This window comes from Patescibacteria group bacterium (genome assembly GCA_022560785.1).
In the GTDB taxonomy this organism is placed as follows: domain Bacteria; phylum Patescibacteriota; class Minisyncoccia; order Phycocordibacterales; family JADFSL01; genus JADFSL01.
The window spans coordinates 1-19,888 of record JADFSL010000008.1; the positions used below are offsets into that span (position 1 = coordinate 1).

General features: G+C 40.1%; 24 protein-coding genes and 3 tRNA genes. 24 read left to right on the plus strand and 3 right to left on the minus strand.

What is annotated here, in order from left to right:
• Positions 1-158, minus strand: a 158-nt coding sequence (locus IIB50_01230) for a hypothetical protein (GenBank protein ID MCH7529720.1), incomplete at its 3' end; no start/stop codon positions are given.
• Between the two features lie 447 nt (positions 159-605).
• Between IIB50_01230 and IIB50_01235 the strand changes: the two genes are divergently transcribed.
• Genes IIB50_01235 through IIB50_01255 form a run of 5 tightly spaced genes read left to right on the plus strand, consistent with a single transcriptional unit; the run spans position 606 to position 2,866 of the window.
• The gene (locus IIB50_01235) at positions 606-887 is read left to right on the plus strand and encodes a DUF427 domain-containing protein (protein ID MCH7529721.1); all 282 of its coding nucleotides are present in this window, start codon (positions 606-608) and stop codon (positions 885-887) included.
• A gap of 2 nt (positions 888-889) precedes the next feature.
• Positions 890-1,288: a DoxX family protein gene (locus IIB50_01240; GenBank protein MCH7529722.1), complete on the plus strand. Its 399-nt coding sequence runs from the start codon at positions 890-892 to the stop codon at positions 1,286-1,288.
• Between the two features lie 33 nt (positions 1,289-1,321).
• The gene (locus IIB50_01245; GenBank protein ID MCH7529723.1) at positions 1,322-2,047 is read left to right on the plus strand and encodes a hypothetical protein; all 726 of its coding nucleotides are present in this window, start codon (positions 1,322-1,324) and stop codon (positions 2,045-2,047) included.
• A 32-nt stretch (positions 2,048-2,079) separates the two neighbouring features.
• Positions 2,080-2,328, plus strand: coding sequence for a GIY-YIG nuclease family protein (locus IIB50_01250; protein MCH7529724.1), 249 nt, complete (start codon positions 2,080-2,082; stop codon positions 2,326-2,328).
• Positions 2,329-2,338: 10 nt separating this feature from the next.
• Complete coding sequence (locus IIB50_01255; GenBank protein MCH7529725.1) at positions 2,339-2,866, plus strand: mechanosensitive ion channel; 528 nt, start codon at positions 2,339-2,341, stop codon at positions 2,864-2,866.
• Positions 2,867-2,880: 14 nt separating this feature from the next.
• Here IIB50_01255 and IIB50_01260 read toward each other — a convergent pair whose 3' ends face one another.
• Positions 2,881-3,531, minus strand: coding sequence for a ComF family protein (locus IIB50_01260; protein MCH7529726.1), 651 nt, complete (start codon positions 3,529-3,531; stop codon positions 2,881-2,883).
• A 262-nt stretch (positions 3,532-3,793) separates the two neighbouring features.
• Between IIB50_01260 and pilM the strand changes: the two genes are divergently transcribed.
• From pilM to IIB50_01345, 17 genes are all read left to right on the plus strand, one after another.
• Entirely contained in the window at positions 3,794-4,924 is a 1,131-nt protein-coding gene (gene pilM / locus IIB50_01265; GenBank protein MCH7529727.1) for a type IV pilus assembly protein PilM, read from the plus strand.
• Positions 4,925-4,985: 61 nt separating this feature from the next.
• Entirely contained in the window at positions 4,986-5,579 is a 594-nt protein-coding gene (locus IIB50_01270) for a hypothetical protein (protein MCH7529728.1), read from the plus strand.
• 17 nt (positions 5,580-5,596) lie between these two features.
• Positions 5,597-6,133 carry a type 4a pilus biogenesis protein PilO gene (pilO, locus tag IIB50_01275; protein ID MCH7529729.1) on the plus strand — a complete coding sequence of 179 codons (537 nt, stop codon included), beginning with the start codon at positions 5,597-5,599 and terminating at the stop codon, positions 6,131-6,133.
• Positions 6,134-6,144: 11 nt separating this feature from the next.
• Positions 6,145-6,450, plus strand: coding sequence for a hypothetical protein (locus tag IIB50_01280; protein ID MCH7529730.1), 306 nt, complete (start codon positions 6,145-6,147; stop codon positions 6,448-6,450).
• A 161-nt stretch (positions 6,451-6,611) separates the two neighbouring features.
• Positions 6,612-8,366, plus strand: coding sequence for a type II/IV secretion system protein (locus IIB50_01285; protein ID MCH7529731.1), 1,755 nt, complete (start codon positions 6,612-6,614; stop codon positions 8,364-8,366).
• 21 nt (positions 8,367-8,387) lie between these two features.
• The gene (locus tag IIB50_01290; protein ID MCH7529732.1) at positions 8,388-9,479 is read left to right on the plus strand and encodes a PilT/PilU family type 4a pilus ATPase; all 1,092 of its coding nucleotides are present in this window, start codon (positions 8,388-8,390) and stop codon (positions 9,477-9,479) included.
• Positions 9,480-9,672: 193 nt separating this feature from the next.
• Positions 9,673-10,878 (plus strand): type II secretion system F family protein, encoded by a 1,206-nt coding sequence (locus IIB50_01295; GenBank protein MCH7529733.1) that lies wholly within the window; start codon positions 9,673-9,675, stop codon positions 10,876-10,878.
• 141 nt (positions 10,879-11,019) lie between these two features.
• Complete coding sequence (locus IIB50_01300; GenBank protein MCH7529734.1) at positions 11,020-11,505, plus strand: prepilin-type N-terminal cleavage/methylation domain-containing protein; 486 nt, start codon at positions 11,020-11,022, stop codon at positions 11,503-11,505.
• Between the two features lie 79 nt (positions 11,506-11,584).
• Positions 11,585-12,412 carry a prepilin peptidase gene (locus IIB50_01305; GenBank protein ID MCH7529735.1) on the plus strand — a complete coding sequence of 276 codons (828 nt, stop codon included), beginning with the start codon at positions 11,585-11,587 and terminating at the stop codon, positions 12,410-12,412.
• A gap of 1 nt (position 12,413) precedes the next feature.
• Positions 12,414-13,013 carry a type II secretion system protein gene (locus tag IIB50_01310; protein MCH7529736.1) on the plus strand — a complete coding sequence of 200 codons (600 nt, stop codon included), beginning with the start codon at positions 12,414-12,416 and terminating at the stop codon, positions 13,011-13,013.
• On the plus strand, positions 12,983-13,603 hold the full coding sequence (locus IIB50_01315; GenBank protein MCH7529737.1) for a prepilin-type N-terminal cleavage/methylation domain-containing protein: 621 nt from the start codon (positions 12,983-12,985) through the stop codon (positions 13,601-13,603). The genes IIB50_01310 and IIB50_01315 overlap by 31 nt, the downstream gene beginning before the upstream one ends.
• A 1-nt stretch (position 13,604) precedes the next feature.
• On the plus strand, positions 13,605-14,141 hold the full coding sequence (locus IIB50_01320) for a prepilin-type N-terminal cleavage/methylation domain-containing protein (protein ID MCH7529738.1): 537 nt from the start codon (positions 13,605-13,607) through the stop codon (positions 14,139-14,141).
• A gap of 8 nt (positions 14,142-14,149) precedes the next feature.
• A complete protein-coding gene (locus IIB50_01325) occupies positions 14,150-14,662 on the plus strand; it encodes a pilus assembly PilX N-terminal domain-containing protein (GenBank protein ID MCH7529739.1) in 513 nt (170 codons plus the stop codon).
• A 3-nt stretch (positions 14,663-14,665) separates the two neighbouring features.
• Complete coding sequence (ligA, locus tag IIB50_01330) at positions 14,666-16,699, plus strand: NAD-dependent DNA ligase LigA (protein ID MCH7529740.1); 2,034 nt, start codon at positions 14,666-14,668, stop codon at positions 16,697-16,699.
• Between the two features lie 30 nt (positions 16,700-16,729).
• Complete coding sequence (gatC, locus tag IIB50_01335; protein ID MCH7529741.1) at positions 16,730-17,020, plus strand: Asp-tRNA(Asn)/Glu-tRNA(Gln) amidotransferase subunit GatC; 291 nt, start codon at positions 16,730-16,732, stop codon at positions 17,018-17,020.
• A 22-nt stretch (positions 17,021-17,042) separates the two neighbouring features.
• Positions 17,043-18,452: an Asp-tRNA(Asn)/Glu-tRNA(Gln) amidotransferase subunit GatA gene (gene gatA, locus IIB50_01340; protein ID MCH7529742.1), complete on the plus strand. Its 1,410-nt coding sequence runs from the start codon at positions 17,043-17,045 to the stop codon at positions 18,450-18,452.
• Between the two features lie 14 nt (positions 18,453-18,466).
• Positions 18,467-19,039, plus strand: a complete 573-nt coding sequence (locus IIB50_01345) for a hypothetical protein (protein ID MCH7529743.1) — start codon at positions 18,467-18,469, stop codon at positions 19,037-19,039.
• A gap of 238 nt (positions 19,040-19,277) precedes the next feature.
• Here IIB50_01345 and IIB50_01350 read toward each other — a convergent pair.
• Positions 19,278-19,348 (minus strand) — tRNA-Met (locus IIB50_01350).
• A 203-nt stretch (positions 19,349-19,551) separates the two neighbouring features.
• Here IIB50_01350 and IIB50_01355 point away from each other — a divergent pair.
• Both IIB50_01355 and IIB50_01360 read left to right on the plus strand, forming a co-directional pair.
• Positions 19,552-19,628: transfer RNA gene (locus IIB50_01355), tRNA-Met, on the plus strand.
• Between the two features lie 39 nt (positions 19,629-19,667).
• Positions 19,668-19,741: transfer RNA gene (locus IIB50_01360), tRNA-Asp, on the plus strand.
• The last annotated feature ends 147 nt before the right edge of the window (positions 19,742-19,888 follow it).

The following is a 19,888-nucleotide window of genomic DNA, read 5'->3' on the forward strand; positions in this document are numbered from 1 at the left end:
TCAAAGCCACCGTTTTCAATCAGTCTCACCACTTTCGCGGCAAGATCGTTGCCCTTCGAATCAATGACTCTCTGGGCAAGTTCGTCGTTGAGACCCGCGGTCTCAAGCTTGAGGAGCACTTCGTGCTCTTTGTGCACCGATAGGGTGCGGCTCACCATGTCTGTCATGGCACACCTCCTATAACGTGAATTGCCCGAATCGCTCGGGTTAAGCGACTTGCCTCGTTGTTGAGACTAGTGTTTTAGAAACTTAAAAACGTCCAAAACACTAGTCTCAAAGTCTTGTATGTCCGCCTATGGCGGAAATATCAAAGAACTAATTACATACTAAATATACATAGCTGTCAAAATAAGTCAATGCTCAGCATACAGTTCAAAGTGGGGTGCGCACTACACGAAAATTCACAGACCGGTTACGTTGGTGTATTCAAAAACCTTTGACACATTAAAAGACGCAAGAAAACGGGAAGCAGAGATGAAAAATTGGCGCCGCAACCATAAACTGAATTCAATAAAATCTGCGAAATAGCGAGAAACGCATTATGAACTTAACGGCTCAACTCACTTGAGCCGTTTATTTTCCTATTATTGTGGTATTATAAGAATATGAAAGCGATATACAAAAACAAAATCATTGCCGAAAGTGACAAGACCGTGGTGGTTGAAAACAACCATTACTTCCCTGCCTCTTCGGTCAATATGGAATATTTGAAAAAAAGCGGTAATACTTATACATGTGCATGGAAAGGTGTCGCTTCTTATTACAATGTCACAGTTGATGGCGAAACCGTGGAAGATGCCGCCTGGGTTTATCCAGAACCCAGTGATGCAGCAAAGCAGATCAAAGGTTACTTTGCTTTCTGGAAAGACATACAAGTAACCGAATAATTATGTTGAGCATACTTACCCCATTAGCTCCCTTGAGTGACATAGTGCTTCTTATCGTAAGAATAATCATGGGCATTGTCATGATTTATTATGGGTACCCCAAGATTACAAATCTCAGATCAAATGCTGAAGATTTTGTGAAGATGGGTTTTAAGCCTGGTATGTTCTGGGGCACAATCGTTGCATTTGTTGAGTTCTTCGGCGGCATTGCCGTAATCATTGGTGTGTATATATGGCTTGCCGTAGCATTGTTTGGTTTTCAAATGATAATGGGAACTATCTGGAAGATAACAAAAACAGAAAAGCCATTCACCGATTGGTCATATGACCTACTCTTGCTTGCAATTGCACTTATGTTACTCATAACCGGTCCGGGCTATTATGTGCTTGCAGGTTTTTAGGAATGTTAAAAACCTTTCAGTTGATGGGTATATATGCCATTAACTCCTAAAAACAAGACGACAACACACGAGGATGATAGTGAACTTGATATAGATAGCCAGGAGGAAATTGAAGTAAGTATTTTCCATCGAGTACTGCGAGGCACGGTGGCTTTTGTTGTTATCGCAGGATTACTATATATTTCGGGCATATATCAATACTTCTTCTATCAAAGAACTCCCGCTTCAATAAATCAGCCTGAGGTTGTGAGTCGTGTGGATGCTCAAACGCTCACAGTTCCGCTTACCATTTTTATTATTACCGGCAACAAAGCATACGGCTCTGTCCGCTCAGAAGAAAATGTTCTGCGTCTTGTAGAAAATGCATCACGAATTTGGGATCAGGCAGGTATTGCACTTAGGATAAAAAATATCCATACCATTTTAAAAAGCAACGAAGAGCTAAAAGTTTTCTTTGATGCCCCTGCAGCGTTTGTTCAAAACATTGATGCATTTGATGCAGCGGCGATAAATGTTTTTCTTATGGGTAACCTCGGTGGAATAAATGGTATTGCATTTATTGGACTGGGTAGTGTTGCGGTTTCAGACTATACGACCGTGTATGATTTCAGGGCGCTGGCTCATGAAATCGGTCACATGCTCGGGCTTCAGCATGTTTCAATATCAAAGGGACAGCTCATGTATCGAGGGGCTAATGGTTTTGAACTCTCGCTTGAAGAAATTGAACATGCCCGCCTTAATGCTCAAAGATTCGAATAGCATATAGTGCTAAATATTCTGATTGTCAATCTGTGAAATATAAAGTTTATATTCTTGAATGTGCGGACACATCTCTGTATATTGGATGTACGAACGATATTGATAAACGACTGAAACAACACAATGACTTAAAATCAGGAGCACACTATACAAAAATTCGCAGACCGGTTATATTGGTACATTCAGAAACCTTTGATACATTAAAAGATGCGAGGAAACGGGAGGCAGAGATAAAAAGTTGGAATCGAGAGGAAAAATTAAAACTAATCAATCAGCGATAAATTAAACACTATGCAGGAATTTATCATTAACATCATCAAGCAAAACGCGGTAGATATTATTTGGATTACTATTTTGTTCTTTTTTGGTAAATTAGTTTTGAAATTAACCGTTAAGCGGCTGGCGCGGATAGTCGACGACGGGGATGACGAGAATGTTTCTCAAAAAGAAAAGAGAGCAGAAACTCTAGGAAACATAATTATCACAACAGGCAATGTCGTTGTTTATGTTGTGATTTTACTCATGACATTGAGTTTGTTCGGTATTGATATACGACCGGTATTAGCTGGTGCAGGTGTTATTGGACTTGCAATTGGCTTCGGGGCTCAATCATTAGTAAAGGACTTTGTTTCAGGACTGTTTATTTTAGTTGAAAATCAATATGGAATTGGCGACAAGGTAAAAATAGGTAGTTTTGAAGGGAAAGTTATAAGGATTACGATGCGTTCAACGGTGCTAAAGAATAATGAGGGACAAACATATTATATATCAAACGGACTAATTAAAGATGTAACCAACATGTCTCAAAACAAGGGTTAATATACCACCGTGTGTTAGTGTGCCAGTGCGACGCACATAACTTTTCGTGCGCCTGCACTTAGGAGCGTGTGTCTCGCCTCGTTCATTGTACTTCCGGTTGTAATGACATCATCAAGCAATATTACGTCTTGTCCTTTAATTTTTTGGGGATCGGAAACGGCAAATGCTCCTTTAATACTCTCCATTCGCATGTTTTTACCATGAAGTGATGTTTGGCTTGGTGTATCTTTTACTCTCGCAAACACTCCTGTCTCGAGCTTCAAAATGGGCATTCTCTCTGATAATTCTTGAGCCACCCTCTGACTTTGGTTAAATCCACGCTCCCGCATTCGTATTTTGGAAAGCGGAATTGGGATAAGCAAAGGATTTTCAAATGAAGAGAACATATTCAATTCCGCCAATTCTTCCAGTAGGTATTCGTCTAACACTTCAGCAAACACTTTTGCAACCTTTTTACTTCCTTTGTATTTAAGTTGCCATATCAACTTTTTTATGAGTATATCTCGGTAATCAAAAAGTACAATTGTGTTTGGTATTTTTACAGTTTCTCTTCGTCTTTTTCTTGCGATTTTTTTGGACAATGTCTCGGCGGGTATAGATTCAGCTGCTCCTGTTGGAAATAGGAAATCTAGAATAAAATTGAGAATCTCAATACACTTTTTCATCCTACTGGAGACAGGTTCCGCTAGAAAGCTCTAGGGAAACTATACTAATTATATCGTTGTTAATTTCTTGATTTTTCATGTGTCTATAAATTTTGGGCGGAATTATAGGTATTTTTAATTTACTCATTACACTAACTTTTGTTATCTTTAACGGGATTCATATTTGTATTGTATGTTACTCTGTGCTCACATTATTGTGCAGTACTATATCCTTTTTTGATAACGGCATGTGTTATACTTTATTTACAAACGAACATAATACATGCAAAATCCTTTCAAAAAACTTTTTGAAGGACGTTTTATGCGTCAATCAGAAGAGTCGGTGCTCGGTGTTGATGTTGGTTCGTCTTCAATAAAAATTATACAGCTAAAGAAAAAGGGCGGAAGTGCAGTGCTTGAAACGTATGGTGAATTAGCACTTGGTCCGTATTCTGATCTTGAGATAGGGCAGGCGACTAATCTTACATCTGAAAAACTATCTGCCGCGCTTGCCGATTTACTCAAAGAAGCAAACACAACCACAAATAGTGGTGGTGTTTCCATACCATTTAGTTCCAGCCTAGTAACTCTAATACAAATGCCTGCAATAGAAGAAAAACAGCTTATCAAAATGATTCCGATTGAAGCGCGAAAATATATTCCGGTTCCCATCGGGGAAGTAACACTTGATTGGTTTATTATACCGGAGAGTGAAAAGAAGTTTATTGATTCAACTGTAGAACAAGACGATAAAAAACAAAAAGTAAAAAGCATTGACGTGCTGTTGGTTGCAATACACAACGATGTGCTCACCAAGTATCGAGAAATTGTCAAAGGAGCAAACATGACTGTGAATTTTTTTGAGATAGAGATTTTTAGCACGATTCGCGCAACACTAATCCAAACGCTCTCTCCAGTGGTTATATTTGATATGGGTGCGGCAACAACCAAACTCTATATTGTTGAGTATGGTATTGTCAAAGCATCACATCTGATTAATCGTGGTTCGCAAAATATAACGTTGTCGCTTTCAAAATCGCTAGGAATGAATATTGCAAAAGCCGAGGAATACAAGCGCGAAGTTGGGCTACTTGGAACGGGGGATCAAAAAAACGCAAACGAGGCAATGCTTTTGGTACTTGACCATATATTTGCTGAAACAAACCGGTTTGTGCTTAACTACCAGAAAAAATTTAACAAAAATATCGGACAGACAATACTTACCGGTGGCGGCTCAGTTCTCAAGGGGATGCTTGATTTGGCAACCAAAAATTTAAATACAGAGGTGTTACTCGCTGATCCTTTTTCAAAAATTGAAACACCAGCATTTCTTGAGCAAGTACTTAAAGAGGTTGGACCCGAGTTTGGTGTTGCTGTGGGGATTGCACTACGGAAACTACAGGAGACTGAATAACAATGTAGTATTTTTACGAGTAGCAAAGTATAATATATGCATAACGTAATATAACAGCATAATGGAGCCGAAATTCCAAACATCATTTATACCAAAGAAGCCGGTTTCAGCGGCACCGAAAAGCAAAAGCGGTAGTTCTGTCGGAATATTTTTTCTGCTTGGACTTATTTTATTTCTAACAGCAATTTCTGCTGCGGGAGGGTTGTTCCTCTATCAGCAGTATTTGAATCAAAGCATAGAGCGAAAATCAGCAAATCTTGAACGGGCTCGTGGTGCATTTGAACCGACATTAATAAGAGAAATGCATCGTCTGGATGTGCGAATGAAATCAGCTCAAGAAATTCTTGATAAGCACATGGCGCTTTCTGCGTTTTTTGAACTACTGGAAGAGACAACTCTTAAAAGTGTTCAATTTAATAATTTTAACTACTCGGTAGATAGTGAAGGTAAAATTAATATAGCACTGAGTGGCAATGCGCTTAGTTTCCAATCTGTAGCGCTTCAATCTGACGCTTTTGGAAACAGTGAATTTATAAAAGAGGCGATTTTTTCAGATTTAAATCTTGACCATAGTGGTAATATCGTTTTCAACTTTTCAGCAGTACTTGATCCATCACTGCTTTCATATTCTGATAGTATGGGATTTATAGAGTGAAACAATAAACTATTATAATGAAATTTTTTATTCAAATTTTCTTTGTTGCAACTACAGTCGGTTTGTTTTTTGGCTACATTGACCCTACCTATGATGATGTAAAAATTCGTATGGCAGAAGAACAAAATTTCAACGAGGCGCTTGATAAATCAAAAGAACTTCAAATAGTACGAGATAAGCTACTATCCAGATACAACTCATTTTCAACAAGCGATCTCAATAAATTGGAAAAATTACTTCCAGATAATGTAGATAATATTCGTCTTACACTTGATATTGATAATATAGCATCGGCATACGGTATGCGTATTAGAAATGTGGCAGTGAGCCAATCCTCAGTTGCCTCAGGCAGCACTATAGGACCGAGTGACAAACCATATGAGACTGTGACACTGTCGTTTTCAGTAATAGCTCCATATGAGGAGGTACTTCGCTTTCTTAAAGATCTAGAAAGAAGTTTGAGAATTGTTGATGTAGCAAAACTGTCACTCATTGCTTCCACTGGAAGTTTGTACGAATACCAGATAAGTATTGAGACCTACTGGCTTAAGTAAATCAACCATATATGAAAAAGATGCGAAATATATTATTCATACTTCTCACTCTGGCGGTTGCGTTTGCTATTTATTCGTACTTTTTTACTGGAGATCGGAGCACCACATCACTCTTAGTTTCTGAGCAGATAAACACCGGAGGGGAATCATCTGTTGAACGTGAGCTACTTGTACTATTACTTGAGTTGCGCTCGGTTGAGCTTACAGGGAATATTTTTGATAGCCTTTCGTTTAAGAGTTTGACTGATTTTGGTCAGGAGCTCATACCTGAACCAGTAGGAAGACCAAATCCATTTGCACCGATTGGGGTAGAGTAATAGCGTTGAGTGGGATTAGAAAGTTAATTAGAAAATCTTGAGGGATGAATCCCGATAGTAATCGCGGACACCAAAACAATATATGACAAAAAAGTTGATTATTGATAAAAGTATAATGTTAGGACGAGGATAGTTTCTGTCCGTGCCCTATTACTATCGGGATGAATCTTTTAAATGCACTAGTAAAACAAAACATTGTTGACCAAGAAGATGTCGCAGTGATAGAAGAAGAAGTTCGTTCTTCCGGAGCTTCGGTTGAAGACGTGTTGGCGAAAAGGGGTGTTGATTCCAATGTAGTTTTGCGTGCCAAAGGTGAACCACTTAATGTCCCATCCAGAGAAATCGGTGGTGAGACAATACCATTTGAGATACTCAACTATATACCAGAAGAATCAGCAAAGCACTACCAGTTTGTTCCGATTGGGGTCGCAGATGGAGTACTCGAAGTTGGAATTATTAATCCTGACAACATAGAAGTAATTGATGCACTTAATTTTATCTCTGCAAAAATAAATCTCCCGTTTAAGTTATTTGTCATTTCGCAGAAAGATTTTGATAAAGTAATACAGATGTATAAAGGACTCTCCGGTGAAGTCGGAAAAGCGCTCACCGAGCTTGAGAGCGAGCTAGTCGAAGAACATCATTTAGAGGAGAAGAAAACCGAAAAAACAGAAGGTCCGCCCACTCAAAGTGGGGATACAACGGTCATAAAAGAAGATGCTCCGGTTACAAAAATGGTGGCTACCATACTTCGTTACGCAGTCGAGGGAGAAGCTTCAGATATTCATATTGAACACATTGGCAATGCTGTTCGGGTGCGTTTTCGTGTTGATGGTGTATTAAAAACCAATATTCAGCTTCCAGCAAAAGTGCATCAAGCTGTCATTGCACGAATAAAAATTCTCTCTTCTATGCGTCTTGATGAAAAACGCAAACCGCAGGACGGGCGTTTTTCAGCAACTATTGCAGGTAGAAAAATTGATTTCCGAGTTTCCACATTTCCAGCATTCTATGGAGAAAAGGTTGTTATGCGAATATTAGATGCTTCCAGAGGACTGCAGAAGCTTGATGAAATGGGATTGAGTGAAGAGAACATTAAGATTATAAAGGATGCCATACTACGACCATATGGGCTCATACTCATTTCAGGTCCGACAGGGTCAGGTAAGACGACAACACTCTACGCCATGTTGAATGAGGTAGACAAAGAGGAGAAAAACGTGCTCTCGCTTGAAGATCCTGTGGAGTACAATATACCCGGCATGAATCAGTCGCAAGTCAGGCCTGAAATTGGATATACGTTTGCAACAGGACTGCGCACTACTCTGCGGCAGGATCCCGATATTATTATGGTTGGTGAGATAAGGGATAAAGAAACAGCAGAACTTGCTATTCAAGCGGCACTCACAGGACACCTCGTGCTTTCAACTATTCATACCAATAATGCAGTTGGAGTCGTGCCACGATTGCTAGAAATGGGCATTGATCCATATCTCATTCCCCCGACACTTATTATTGCAATGGCGCAACGGCTGGTAAAAGTGCTCTGTCCAAAGTCCGGAAAGCAAGTGCCTGTTGAAGACAGTTTAAAAATTATGATAGACAAACAGTTTGAAGATTTGCCGGAAAAATATAAAAAAGAAATTTCTGAAATAAAATATGTTTATGAAGCAGAACCCAGCAAAAATTGTCCAAACGGTACGAAAGGAAGAATAGCAGTATTTGAAGTCATGACCATGTCAAAAGAGTTGGAAAAAGTAATTTTAGAAAATCCCACAGATGCAAGTATCAGAAAAGTAGCACGTGATGCGGGGATGATTACGATGAAAGAAGATGCAATACTAAAATCGTCACAAAAAATTATTCCATTTAGGGAAGTTAATACATTGGGGGGAACTTTTCTTTCTGTTGAATAATTTTCATTGTACAATTCCACTATGAAACAAAATATACACACATCACCTAGCAATCTCGACTACAAGCGAGAACTTGATGAATTAGTAAACACCGTAGTCGCAGAGCGTGGGTCTGACCTTCATCTTTCTGTAAACAATAATCCAACCATTCGCGTTGATGGTTCGCTCATCCCTCTTTTAAAGAAACCTAAACTGACTGCAAAGGATACACTTGGTTTTATTACGGAATTACTTCGACCAGAACAAAAAGAGCTTTTTTTGAAAGAGCAGGAAATAGATTTTTCATATAGCCATAGTGGAGTGCGATTTAGAGGGAACGGTTTTTTTCAACAAGGTTCAATCTCAATCGCACTGCGACTTGTTCCGCAAAAAATCCTTTCTCTTGAGGAGCTCAACCTTCCACCAATACTTGATGATTTTGCAAGTCGTCAGCAGGGATTTTTTCTCACCGTGGGTCCTGTCGGGCAGGGTAAAACAACCACACTCGCCGCGATGGTCGAGCTTATCAACCAGCAGAGAACGGAACATATAATCACCATTGAAGACCCGATTGAATATCTCTTTGAGCAGAAAAAATCAATAATAGACCAACGTGAAGTAAAAATTGATACCAAAGATTTTAATACGGCGCTTCGATCAGCGTTCAGAGAGGATGTCGACGTAATCCTAATTGGTGAAATGCGTGGGACTGAAACGATAGCAGCTGCGGTTACGGCCGCGGAAACCGGACATCTTGTACTCTCCACGTTGCATACCAACAATGCCGCTCAAACCATAGACCGAATCATTGATATATTTCCAGCTGGGCAACAAGACCAAGTACGAATTCAGCTTGCGGGAAGCTTAATGGGTATTTTTTCCCAAAGGCTCATTCCGCGGGTGTCAGGAGGACTTATACCAGCCTATGAGCTTCTCATAAACAACAATGCGGTTGCGAATCTCATACGAGAGCGACGCACACACGAAATTAACACAATCATTGAAACAAGCTCAGGCGATGGAATGGTGGACTTGAACCGTTCGCTTGCAGAGCTCGTGCGTCGCGGTGAAATCACTCCAGAAAATGCATTCTCGCGATCATTAAATCCAAAAATACTTGAGCGGTTGCTGTAGAAAATTAATGAGTAACGTAACTATAATTTTCTTACCCCACAAATTTTTGCACATATGAACACTATACAAAAAATAGAATATACTACTCCAATAGTTGTTAGGCAACCAACAACATTTTATACAAAAACTTGGGAGGGTGATGATTTTGCACACCATTGCTCGTTAATACTCACAACAGCTAACAAAATCCATCATGCTATTTAAATATCAAGCAGTCGACAAAGACGGAAGCACAAAAAGCGGTAACATAGACGCAGTTAATATGGAGGTTGCAATTAGTTCTCTGCAAAGAAGAGGACTCATTATTTCATCTATTGACCCTGCAGAGAAGACATCAATCCTTCAAACTAATATTGGATTTTTCGATAGGGTATCAAATAAAGATATTGTTATTCTCTCGCGACAAATCTCCACACTTTTTGAAGCGCAGGTTTCAGCACTTCGTGTGTTTAGACTCTTGGCAGGTGAATCTCAAAATCCGGTACTGCGTAAAGTATTAACCGAAGTGGCCGATGATTTACAAAGTGGAAACTCAATTTCAAACGCACTTTCTAAACACAAAAAAGTATTTTCTGAATTTTATGTCAATATGGTGAGTGCAGGCGAAGAATCAGGGAAACTAGACGATACATTCGTTTATTTAGCTGATTATCTTGACCGAACATACGAGGTGACTTCAAAAGCCAAAGGTGCGATGGTGTACCCAGCGTTTGTGCTATCTACTTTTGCCATTGTCATGATACTAATGCTTACTACAGTTATTCCCCGTATTAGTGCAATCATTATTGAATCGGGTCAAGAACTTCCTATATACACAAAAATAGTGGTTGGGCTTTCAGATTTCCTTGTCAACTATGGGGTCTTTCTTCTCATATTGTTTGCTATCGGCGGGTTCTTCATCTATCGATGGACGTTGACTGAATCGGGGAAACTATCACTTTCACGAACAGAGATATCAATTCCATTTGTCGGCAATTTGTATAGAAAACTGTACCTCTCAAGAATAGCTGACAACTTAAGCACAATGCTTTCGAGTGGTATTCCAATGTTGCGTGCTGTTGAAATTACAGCAGCGATTGTAGGTAACAATGTATATGAAAAACTATTAAATGAATCTGTACAATCTATAAAAGCAGGGGGTTCTGTGTCGGATGCATTCGCCCAACACGAAGAAATCCCCGGTATCATGATACAAATGATAAAGGTCGGAGAAGAAACTGGGGAGCTAGGCAATATATTGAAGATGTTGGCAAAATTTTATCAAAGAGAGGTGGAGCATGCGGTTGATCTCCTCGTTAGCCTTATAGAGCCGGCTGTGATAGTGCTCTTGGGACTTGGGGTTGGTTTGCTTTTGACATCAGTACTTTTGCCGATTTACAACATTTCGTCGGCAATTTAGCGGAAAACTTATCCACATGTGCGTATTTGCGCCATATTTTCTCTTGCTATAATGCATATCAAGCTATGCTTTCCGATTTTTGGGAGTGGTCGAGTTTGAATTTGCTTATAATTAGTATATATAACGAATAAAATAAATAGAATGAATAAAAAACAAGGTTTTACGCTTATTGAGCTTCTGGTGGTTATTGCAATCATTGGAATTCTTTCGTCTGTAGTTTTAGCAAGTCTTAATACTGCACGAGAAAAAGCTCGAGATGCAAAACGAGTTTCAGACATTAAACAACTTCAGTTAGCGCTTGAGTTATCCTTTGATTCAATTGGCTCCTATCCTACCGCGCTTTCGATAACAGCTCTGGTTGATACTGGATATATAGCAACTATTCCCAAACCACCGACTGGGACTAATCAGACTGATTACAGATATGCTGCTATTGGTTCGGGTACAAGTTGTACCAGTTATCATATGGGGGCAAGTCTTGAAGATGACACCCATATTGTACTCAGTGGAGACGTTGAGACAACAGCAGCTTTGGGAGTATGTACCGGTAGTGCCTCAGACTGGATTGCCAACGATAGTCCTTGTGCAGCAACTGAAACAGGGGGATGTTACGACGTAAAGCCGTAAGTTCTGAAATAGTTTCAACCAAAAAAATCTCCCCAAAAGGGAGGTTTTTTGGTTTATAAGTCTGTATAATAGATGGTATATGGAACCTTTTTGGATGCTATTTTATTTTATACTTGGCACAATAGTCGGGAGTTTTTTGAATGTTGTGGCACTTCGTTATAACTCAGGCCGAGGACTTACAGGTCGCTCGTCGTGCTTTTCATGCGGGAGCGTGCTTTCATGGAATGAGCTTATTCCTATACTTTCTTATGTAATTAATTCTGGCAGGTGTAGGAACTGTGGCAGCAGAATCTCTCTACAGTATCCATTTATTGAAATCTTTACAGGGATACTATTCCTTGGGGCATATCTCTTAGGCCTTCCGTTATATTATCTGCTTTACACACTCATTATTTTTTCCATTCTGATCGTTATTCTGATTTATGATTTCAGACACCATATTATTCCTGATGGCTTGGTGTACTCATTTATAGCTTTTGTATTTGCGGGGCTGTTTATTGATTTTTCACTTTCTGCACTAGCAATACCCACGGTACTCGACATTGTTGCTGGGCCTATCTTATCTTTTCCGATTGCTGCGCTTTGGTTTATATCGCACGGAAGGTGGATAGGTCTTGGAGACGCAAAACTTGCACTCGGCATTGGTTGGATGCTCGGACTCTCAGGAGGATTTTCAGCGATTGTCCTCTCGTTTTGGATAGGAGCATTCGTGAGCGTGTCTATACTATTTGTAAATCGCGTTATCTTTTTTATTTCAAGGAGAAAGTGGTGGAGTATCTCATTGTTTTCGGGAAGCAGACAGCTTACAATGAAGAGTGAAGTACCATTTGCTCCATATCTCATTGGGGGATTGCTTCTTGTGTTTTTCTTCAATATAAATGTATTGGAACTCTTTGTTATAGGCTAATATGATTTTTAAAAAAAAGTTAAAAAAGAAAATCAAATCTACTCTCAGAGGATTTACATTAATTGAAATGCTCGTGTCAATTAGTATTTTTGCGATCATAACCGGAGTTGTACTCACACGCAACGCGCAATTCAGTGGTAATATTCTTATAGGCAATCTTGCATACGACGTGGCGCTTTCCATCCGCCAGGCACAGGTATTTGGTCTGAGTGTCAGAGAGTTTGAAGTTGGAGGGGGGCGATTTGATATTGGTTATGGTGTCAATTTTGATGGTAGCATATCAGACTCGTATATTTTTTTTGCTGATCTAGACGACGATCAAAAATATGATAGTCCGCTAGAGGCAATTGAAACCCTAACGCTCAGAAATGGATATACTATAGCAAATGTCTGTGGAGTGTTGCCTGGCGGTACTAGAAAATGCACAGCATTCTCGGAAATTTTATTCCTCGATGTGGTGTTTAAACGGCCGGACCCAGATGCCAACATAAATACCAATCTCCTAGAAATGTACAGCAGGGCTGAGATTACGGTAGCATCTCCCACAGGGAAAGAGCGGATGATTACCGTATGGTCGACGGGGCAGATTTCAGTAAAATAGCAATAGATAGAAAAAATAGTAAATGGTGTATGAAACAATATTTTAATAGAAAAAAAGGATTCACTCTTATAGAGATGCTGGTTGCAACAGCATTATTTTCCATTGTTATGACCATCAGTGTTGGGTCGCTACTCTCGCTAGTGGATGCAAACAAAAAGGCGCAATCAATCACATCAGTTATGAACAATCTCAATTTTGCGCTTGAGAATATATCTCGCAATATGCGTCTTGGCACAGCTTTTGACTGCGGTGATCCTGGTGTACCACTCGATTGTACAGGCGGAGATACTAGGCTTAGATTTACTGCCTCTGATGGCAGATTTATTGAATACAGATATCAAAACGAACAACTTGAGCAAGCTATTGATATAGATGGTCCTGGTGTTATACCCCTCGGTCCATTTGTAGGGATTACGGCGCCTGAAGTACATATAGAGAATTTTAAATTTTATGTCACTGGAGCTACTCCAGGAGATTTAAATCAACCACGAGTAGTAATGGTCATTCAGGGATATGCCGGTGTTTCAGAGAAAGTAAGAACCGATTTTAATCTACAAACATCTATTACCCAACGAGTTCTTGATTTGTAATATGAAAATTGTTAAAAACAACACATCTGGATTTACGCTGATTGAAACACTTGTCGCAATAGCTATTTTACTGGTCTCAATAGCAGGACCCCTCACTATCGCTTCAAAAGGGTTGCAATCATCAATATATGCTCGTGACCAAATCACCGCATTTTATCTTGCACAAGATGCGATTGAATATATTCGCAGTAAAAGAGATGGAAATACACTTTCACTCGCAGCAAACTGGCTTTCTGGTTTTGGTATCAATGGTGTAGCGCCCGACTGTACGAGGGATATCAAATGTGTGGTTGATGTAAAAAATGACACTATAAGTGAATGTCCAGCAGGCGGTTGTCTTCCACTTCGGTATAACGAATCAACAGGTTTTTACGGCTACAGTGGAGCAGATTCGGTATCGCGATTTACTCGAGAAGTGCAAATTGTTTCGGTTAATCCTCCTGATGAAGTGACTATTGTAGTTTCAATATATTGGCAGACAGGTGTATTTGTGCGGTCTTTTACGGTGAAAGAGAATATTTTTAACTGGCAGATGTAATAATAAGTATGTTTTTGAATCACTCTAATTTTGAAAATAGAGGAAGTTATAAGTTACAAGCTAACAAAGGTTTTATTATATTGTACGCAACGCTGATTTCAAGTCTTCTTCTTGTTATTGGACTTGGAATCTTTAATATCAGTATCAAGGAGCTGATTCTTTCGTCAGCTGGAAGGGAATCACAGGTTGCATTTTATGCGGCTGATGCTGGAATAGAATGCGCACTGTACTGGGATATTAAAAGAAATGTTATTTCAACCTCAACCTCAACAGACATCGATTGTAACGGAGACAACACATTGTCAGTGGGCGGCGGCGGTTGGGGTGCGGAAAGTACTTTTACGTTACTCTTTCCACCGGAGCCGTACTGCGCAAAAGTTTCTATCATAAAAGATGTTAATGCAACTAACTCAGAGTGTCGTGTGGGCACAGTTTGTACTACAATAATATCTAGAGGATACAATACCTGCGATACGACAAATCCAAGGAGGACCGAACGGGCAATTGAGGCAAAATATTAAATTATGAAGTTTGACAGCAAACAAGAAGCACGAAAACGATTAGAGAAACTGAAAGATACAATCAATCACCATCGGTACCAATACCATGTGCTAGACAAAGAAGATATTTCTCACGAGGCACTTGATTCGCTTAAGGATGAACTCTACAGAATTGAGCAGAAATATCTCGATCTTATTACCCCCGAGTCTCCAAGTCAGCGCGTAGAGGGGAAACCACTCGATACATTCAAAAAAATAACCCACAAAATACCGCAGTGGTCTTTTAATGATGCATTCAACGAAAATGATATTTACGATTTTGACAAGCGGATAAAAAAGTTTTTGAAAGATGATATTGATGAAAGTGATGATATGGCTTACACATGCGAGCTGAAAATCGATGGTCTCAAAGTGATTCTTGAATACGAAAACGGAATACTCAAAAGCGCCGCGACCCGTGGCGACGGCAAGGTGGGTGAAGATGTGACTGCGAACATTAAAACAATTGAATCTATACCTCTTTCTCTCAATAAAAAAATAAATGCTGTTTTTGAGGGGGAAATTTGGATGGGAAAAAAGGGACTCAAAAGACTCAATAAGAAAAGAAAAAAGGAGGGACAAGAGCAATTTGCAAATCCAAGAAATGCCGCGGCAGGTTCAATACGGCAACTTGACCCCAAAATAGCCGCAGCACGACCACTCAACAGCTTTATATACGATATGCCATATTCAAACAGTAGTATTCCAAATACCCAATTTGAGGAACTTACAGAACTTCAGGATTTAGGATTTAAAGTTAACAAGAACTTTAAGCTCTGTAAAAATGTGGATGAGGTAATTACATTTTGGAAACAGGCGCAGAAGTTGAAAGACAAAGAAGATTATCACATCGATGGGGTAGTTATTAAAGTAAATAGACGAAGCTATCAAGAAACACTTGGATTTACAGGCAAAGCTCCTCGTTTTGCAATTGCATTCAAATTTCCAGCACAGCAGGTTCAAACAGTTGTTGAAGATATTGCATTTCAGGTTGGACGTACCGGTATTATTACTCCTGTCGCACATTTGCGCCCAGTGCCAGTTGCCGGTTCGGTAGTATCGCGGGCAACGCTCCACAATGAAGACCAAATACAAAAGCTCGATGTACGGATAGGCGACACGGTCATATTGCAGAAAGCTGGCGATGTTATCCCTGAGATTGTAAGTGTGCTTCTCGAAATGCGAACCGGGAAAGAAAAAAAGTTTGTGTTTCCTAAACATATACTTGCATGTGGTGGTGATGGTCGTATAGAACGAGTTGCTGGACAAGCCGCGTACCGATGTGTAAATAAAAATTCATTTGCGCAACAAAAAAGAAAATTGCACCACTTTGTTTCAAAGCGGGCATTTAATTTCGATGGGGTGGGACCCAAGATACTCGATATGCTGGTAGAACATAATTTAGTTTCCACCTATGATGATATTTTCACAGTCACAAAGGGAGATCTTCTTGAATTACCCGGTTTCAAAGAAAAAGCAGCGGAAAATGTACTCTCTTCAATTGAAAAATCGCGTAATGTAGAATTGCCAAGACTTATTATCGGACTATCAATTGACCATGTGGGAGAAGAGACAGCATACGACATAGCAAAGCATTTTAAAACTATACAAAATATTGAAGAAGCGAGTATTGAAAAACTTTCCAATATATCTGGTGTGGGAGAAATCGTAGCTGAATCTCTGCATTCATGGTTTAAAAATGCAGACAATAAAAAATTAATGAGAAGACTTCTTAAACAAATAACAGTGAAAGAGCCAAAGAGAGTAAAAGGGAAAAGTGCAATATCTGGCAAAACCTTTGTAGTCACTGGTACATTAGACTCTATCACCAGAGAGGAGATTCATGAAAAAATTCGTGATGCGGGCGGAAATGTATCCTCGTCGGTGTCAGAGAATACAGATTTCGTTGTCGCTGGGAAAAATCCTGGTTCAAAATATGATGATGCAAAAAAACATGGTATTTCCATCTTGGGAAAGAAAGAATTTCTCAATCTTTTGCAAAATATTTCTGAGGAGTAGAGGTATGATACTATATGTACAATAGTAACCATGATTACAAAGAACGATATAGAAAAACTCGCTCAACTTTCTAGAATTGATATATCTGAAGGTGAGATTAAAGAATTATGCAGCGAAATAGAATCAATCCTTGAGTATGTATCTGAAGTTCAAGATGTTTCATCATCTGAACCCGAAAAAAAAGCTGGGGAACTGCGGAATGTTTTACGTGAAGATGACAGCCCTCATGAAAGCGGTATGTATACAGAAGTGATTATGAACGAGGCACCAGAACAAAAAGATGGTTATATAAAAGTAAAAGCGATTTTAACAAAACGGTAGTATGGGTAAAGACGTGGAGCATATGACTATCATGACGGCACGTGAGAAGCTCGATCGTGGTGAGTTGTCGGCTGTTGAGCTTGCAGAGCACTATCTTGCTAATATCAAATCGAATGAAAAAAGTGTGAGTGCGTACTTAGAGGTATTTGATAATATTAAAGAGCAAGCGAAAGCCGCCGATGAGAAAATCCGCACAAAGGAAAATGTTACTGCACTCACCGGTATTCCCATAGCGCTTAAAGACAATATTTTGCAAGTTGGAAGATATGCAACGGCTGGTTCAAAAATTCTTGAGAAATATAGGGCGACATATGATGCAACAGTTGTAAAAAAATTAAAACAAGAGGGAGTGGTATTTATAGGACGTACGAACTTGGATGAATTTGCCATGGGTTCGTCTACAGAAAACTCTGCTTTTGAACAAACAACAAATCCGTACGACAACAACCGTGTTCCTGGTGGTTCCTCGGGCGGTTCAGCTGCCGCAGTTTCCTACGGAGGTGCTCTCGTTGCACTTGGATCTGACACTGGAGGTTCCGTCAGGCAACCCGCGAGCTTCTGTGGAGTAGTGGGACTCAAGCCGACATACGGCTCGGTATCGCGCTGCGGTCTCATAGCGCTTGGTTCCTCGCTTGATGTTATTGGTCCAATGGGGAGATCAGTTGGGGATGTAGAAATACTGTTTGACGCAATAAAAGGGGAGGATCCTCTTGATAATACGTCTATACCACTTAAGGAAGTTAAAGGAAAAACAAAACAGAGGTGTGTAATCGGAGTACCACGGCACTTCATGGAAGAAGGAATAGATGACGATGTGCTTCTCAATTTCAACGAATCGCTAGAAAAACTCAGGAATCTTGGACATGAAATAAAAGATATTACGCTTCCAAATATCAAACATTCACTTGCCGTCTATTATATTTTGATGCCTGCGGAAGCTTCTGCCAATCTTTCTAGATTTGACGGTGTTAAATACGGCCTTCATGTTGATGGTAAGAATCTGCTTGAGGACTACACAAAAACCAGAGGTCTCGGATTTGGAAGTGAAGTGAGAAAAAGAATACTACTTGGCACCTATTTGCTCTCCGCCGGTTACTACGATTCGTATTACAACAAAGCTCAATCTCTACGGGAGCTTATAACGAGAGACTTTACCGATGTGTTTAATTCGGGCAACGTTGATGTTGTCGCAACTCCGACAACTCCTACACCGGCATTTAAAATAGGTGAAAAGAGCGACTCACTCTCTATGTATTTAGCTGATATTTTTACCGTACCGGCAAACCTTACCGGCATGCCGGCACTTTCATTACCGTCTGGTCTTGTTTCGAGAGACGGAACTGGATTGCCAGTAGGTTTTCAGCTGACAGCTTTACATCAGAATGAGCCGGTACTCTTTGCACTTGGAAAAAATTTTTTGGGAGAAGTATAATATATTGATACACAATGGATAATGTACAGTTTATAAATTTAGAATATTTCTTTCTCTTCATTTACAATTTGGTTACTGGAGAAAATATCATTGCCTTGCCGGATAGGGCATATGAACTCTGGTCTCTATTTCAGATTTTCTCGGCTATACTCTCAACACTTCTGATTTTCGGAATTGTCTACGCAGTAATCAGAATATGGCAAATACGAAAAGAGGAAGTAGCAATATATGGTTCACGAAAATCTTCACAATTAGAGTATGTCACACAAGAGGGGAACAAAAGATGGGAGAAAATAATGGAACTTGCTTCATCTGAAAATCCAAAAGAATGGCGGCTTGCGATAATGGAGGCAGATGTGCTTCTTGATGAATTAGTGACTAAAATGGGGTACCGTGGTGAAAGTTTGGGAGAGAAAATGAAAGGAATTGAAAAGAGTGATTTTACTACATTGGAACTTGCATGGGAGGCACACAAAGTTCGCAACACCATTGTGCACAGTAGTTCTGATTTTATTTTGACTCAGCGCGAGGCGAAGCGCATCATGGATCTCTACAAACAGGTATTTGAGGAGTTTCAGTTTATTTAGAATATTTGTTATTGTAGTAACCGCTGGCACTAGAGAGTAAAGTTAAAGGCTCTCACAAATGAAAGCCTTTAACTTAACTTGTTGCGGAGGCCGAATCTCCTCGGAAACCCACGGTTTTCCGACAGCTTCGCCTGCCTTCCTCCACGGTGAACCTATGGTTCCCCGACCCCCTCCTAAAATCCGGCACTAGAGAGTAAAGTTAAAGGCTCTCACAAATGAAAGCCTTTAACTTAACTTGTTGCGGAGGCCGGATTTGCACCGGCGCCTGGAGGTTATGAGCCTCCCGAGGTACTACTCCTCCACTCCGCTATATAAGTGCACATGGTATACCAAAACGGTACAAATCTCAAGTATTATTGAAGTATGTTAATGAAAATGGTATTTTTGTGTATACACACATGCCGGCGTAGCCCCGACGCAAAGTCGGGGTCCCGACAGAATCGTCGGGACTCAGTTATGTAAAAATAAAATGAGACGTACACTGGCATACAATATGATAAAGTGTAAATAGAGCCGGCGTAGCTCAGTTGGTTAGAGCGCAACACTCATAAAGTTGAGGTCCCAAGTTCAATTCTTGGCGTCGGCACCATCTACCATAAATAACGTAGGTAAGGTAGAATATCGAAATGCGGTGGTAGCTCAACTGGTTAGAGCACTCGCCTGTCACGCGAGAGGTTGCGGGTTCAAGTCCCGTCCGCCGCGCTAGGCAAAATGCTGATAGCAGATAGCTATCGCATTTTGCGCTTGAGTTGCGGGACTCGAAAGCCGGAGACGCGCCTGCTGTGCAGGAAAAAGCGTCGCGGTGGGGTCGCCAGTCCGCTTCTGACGGAACTTGTGACCGAGTCCCGT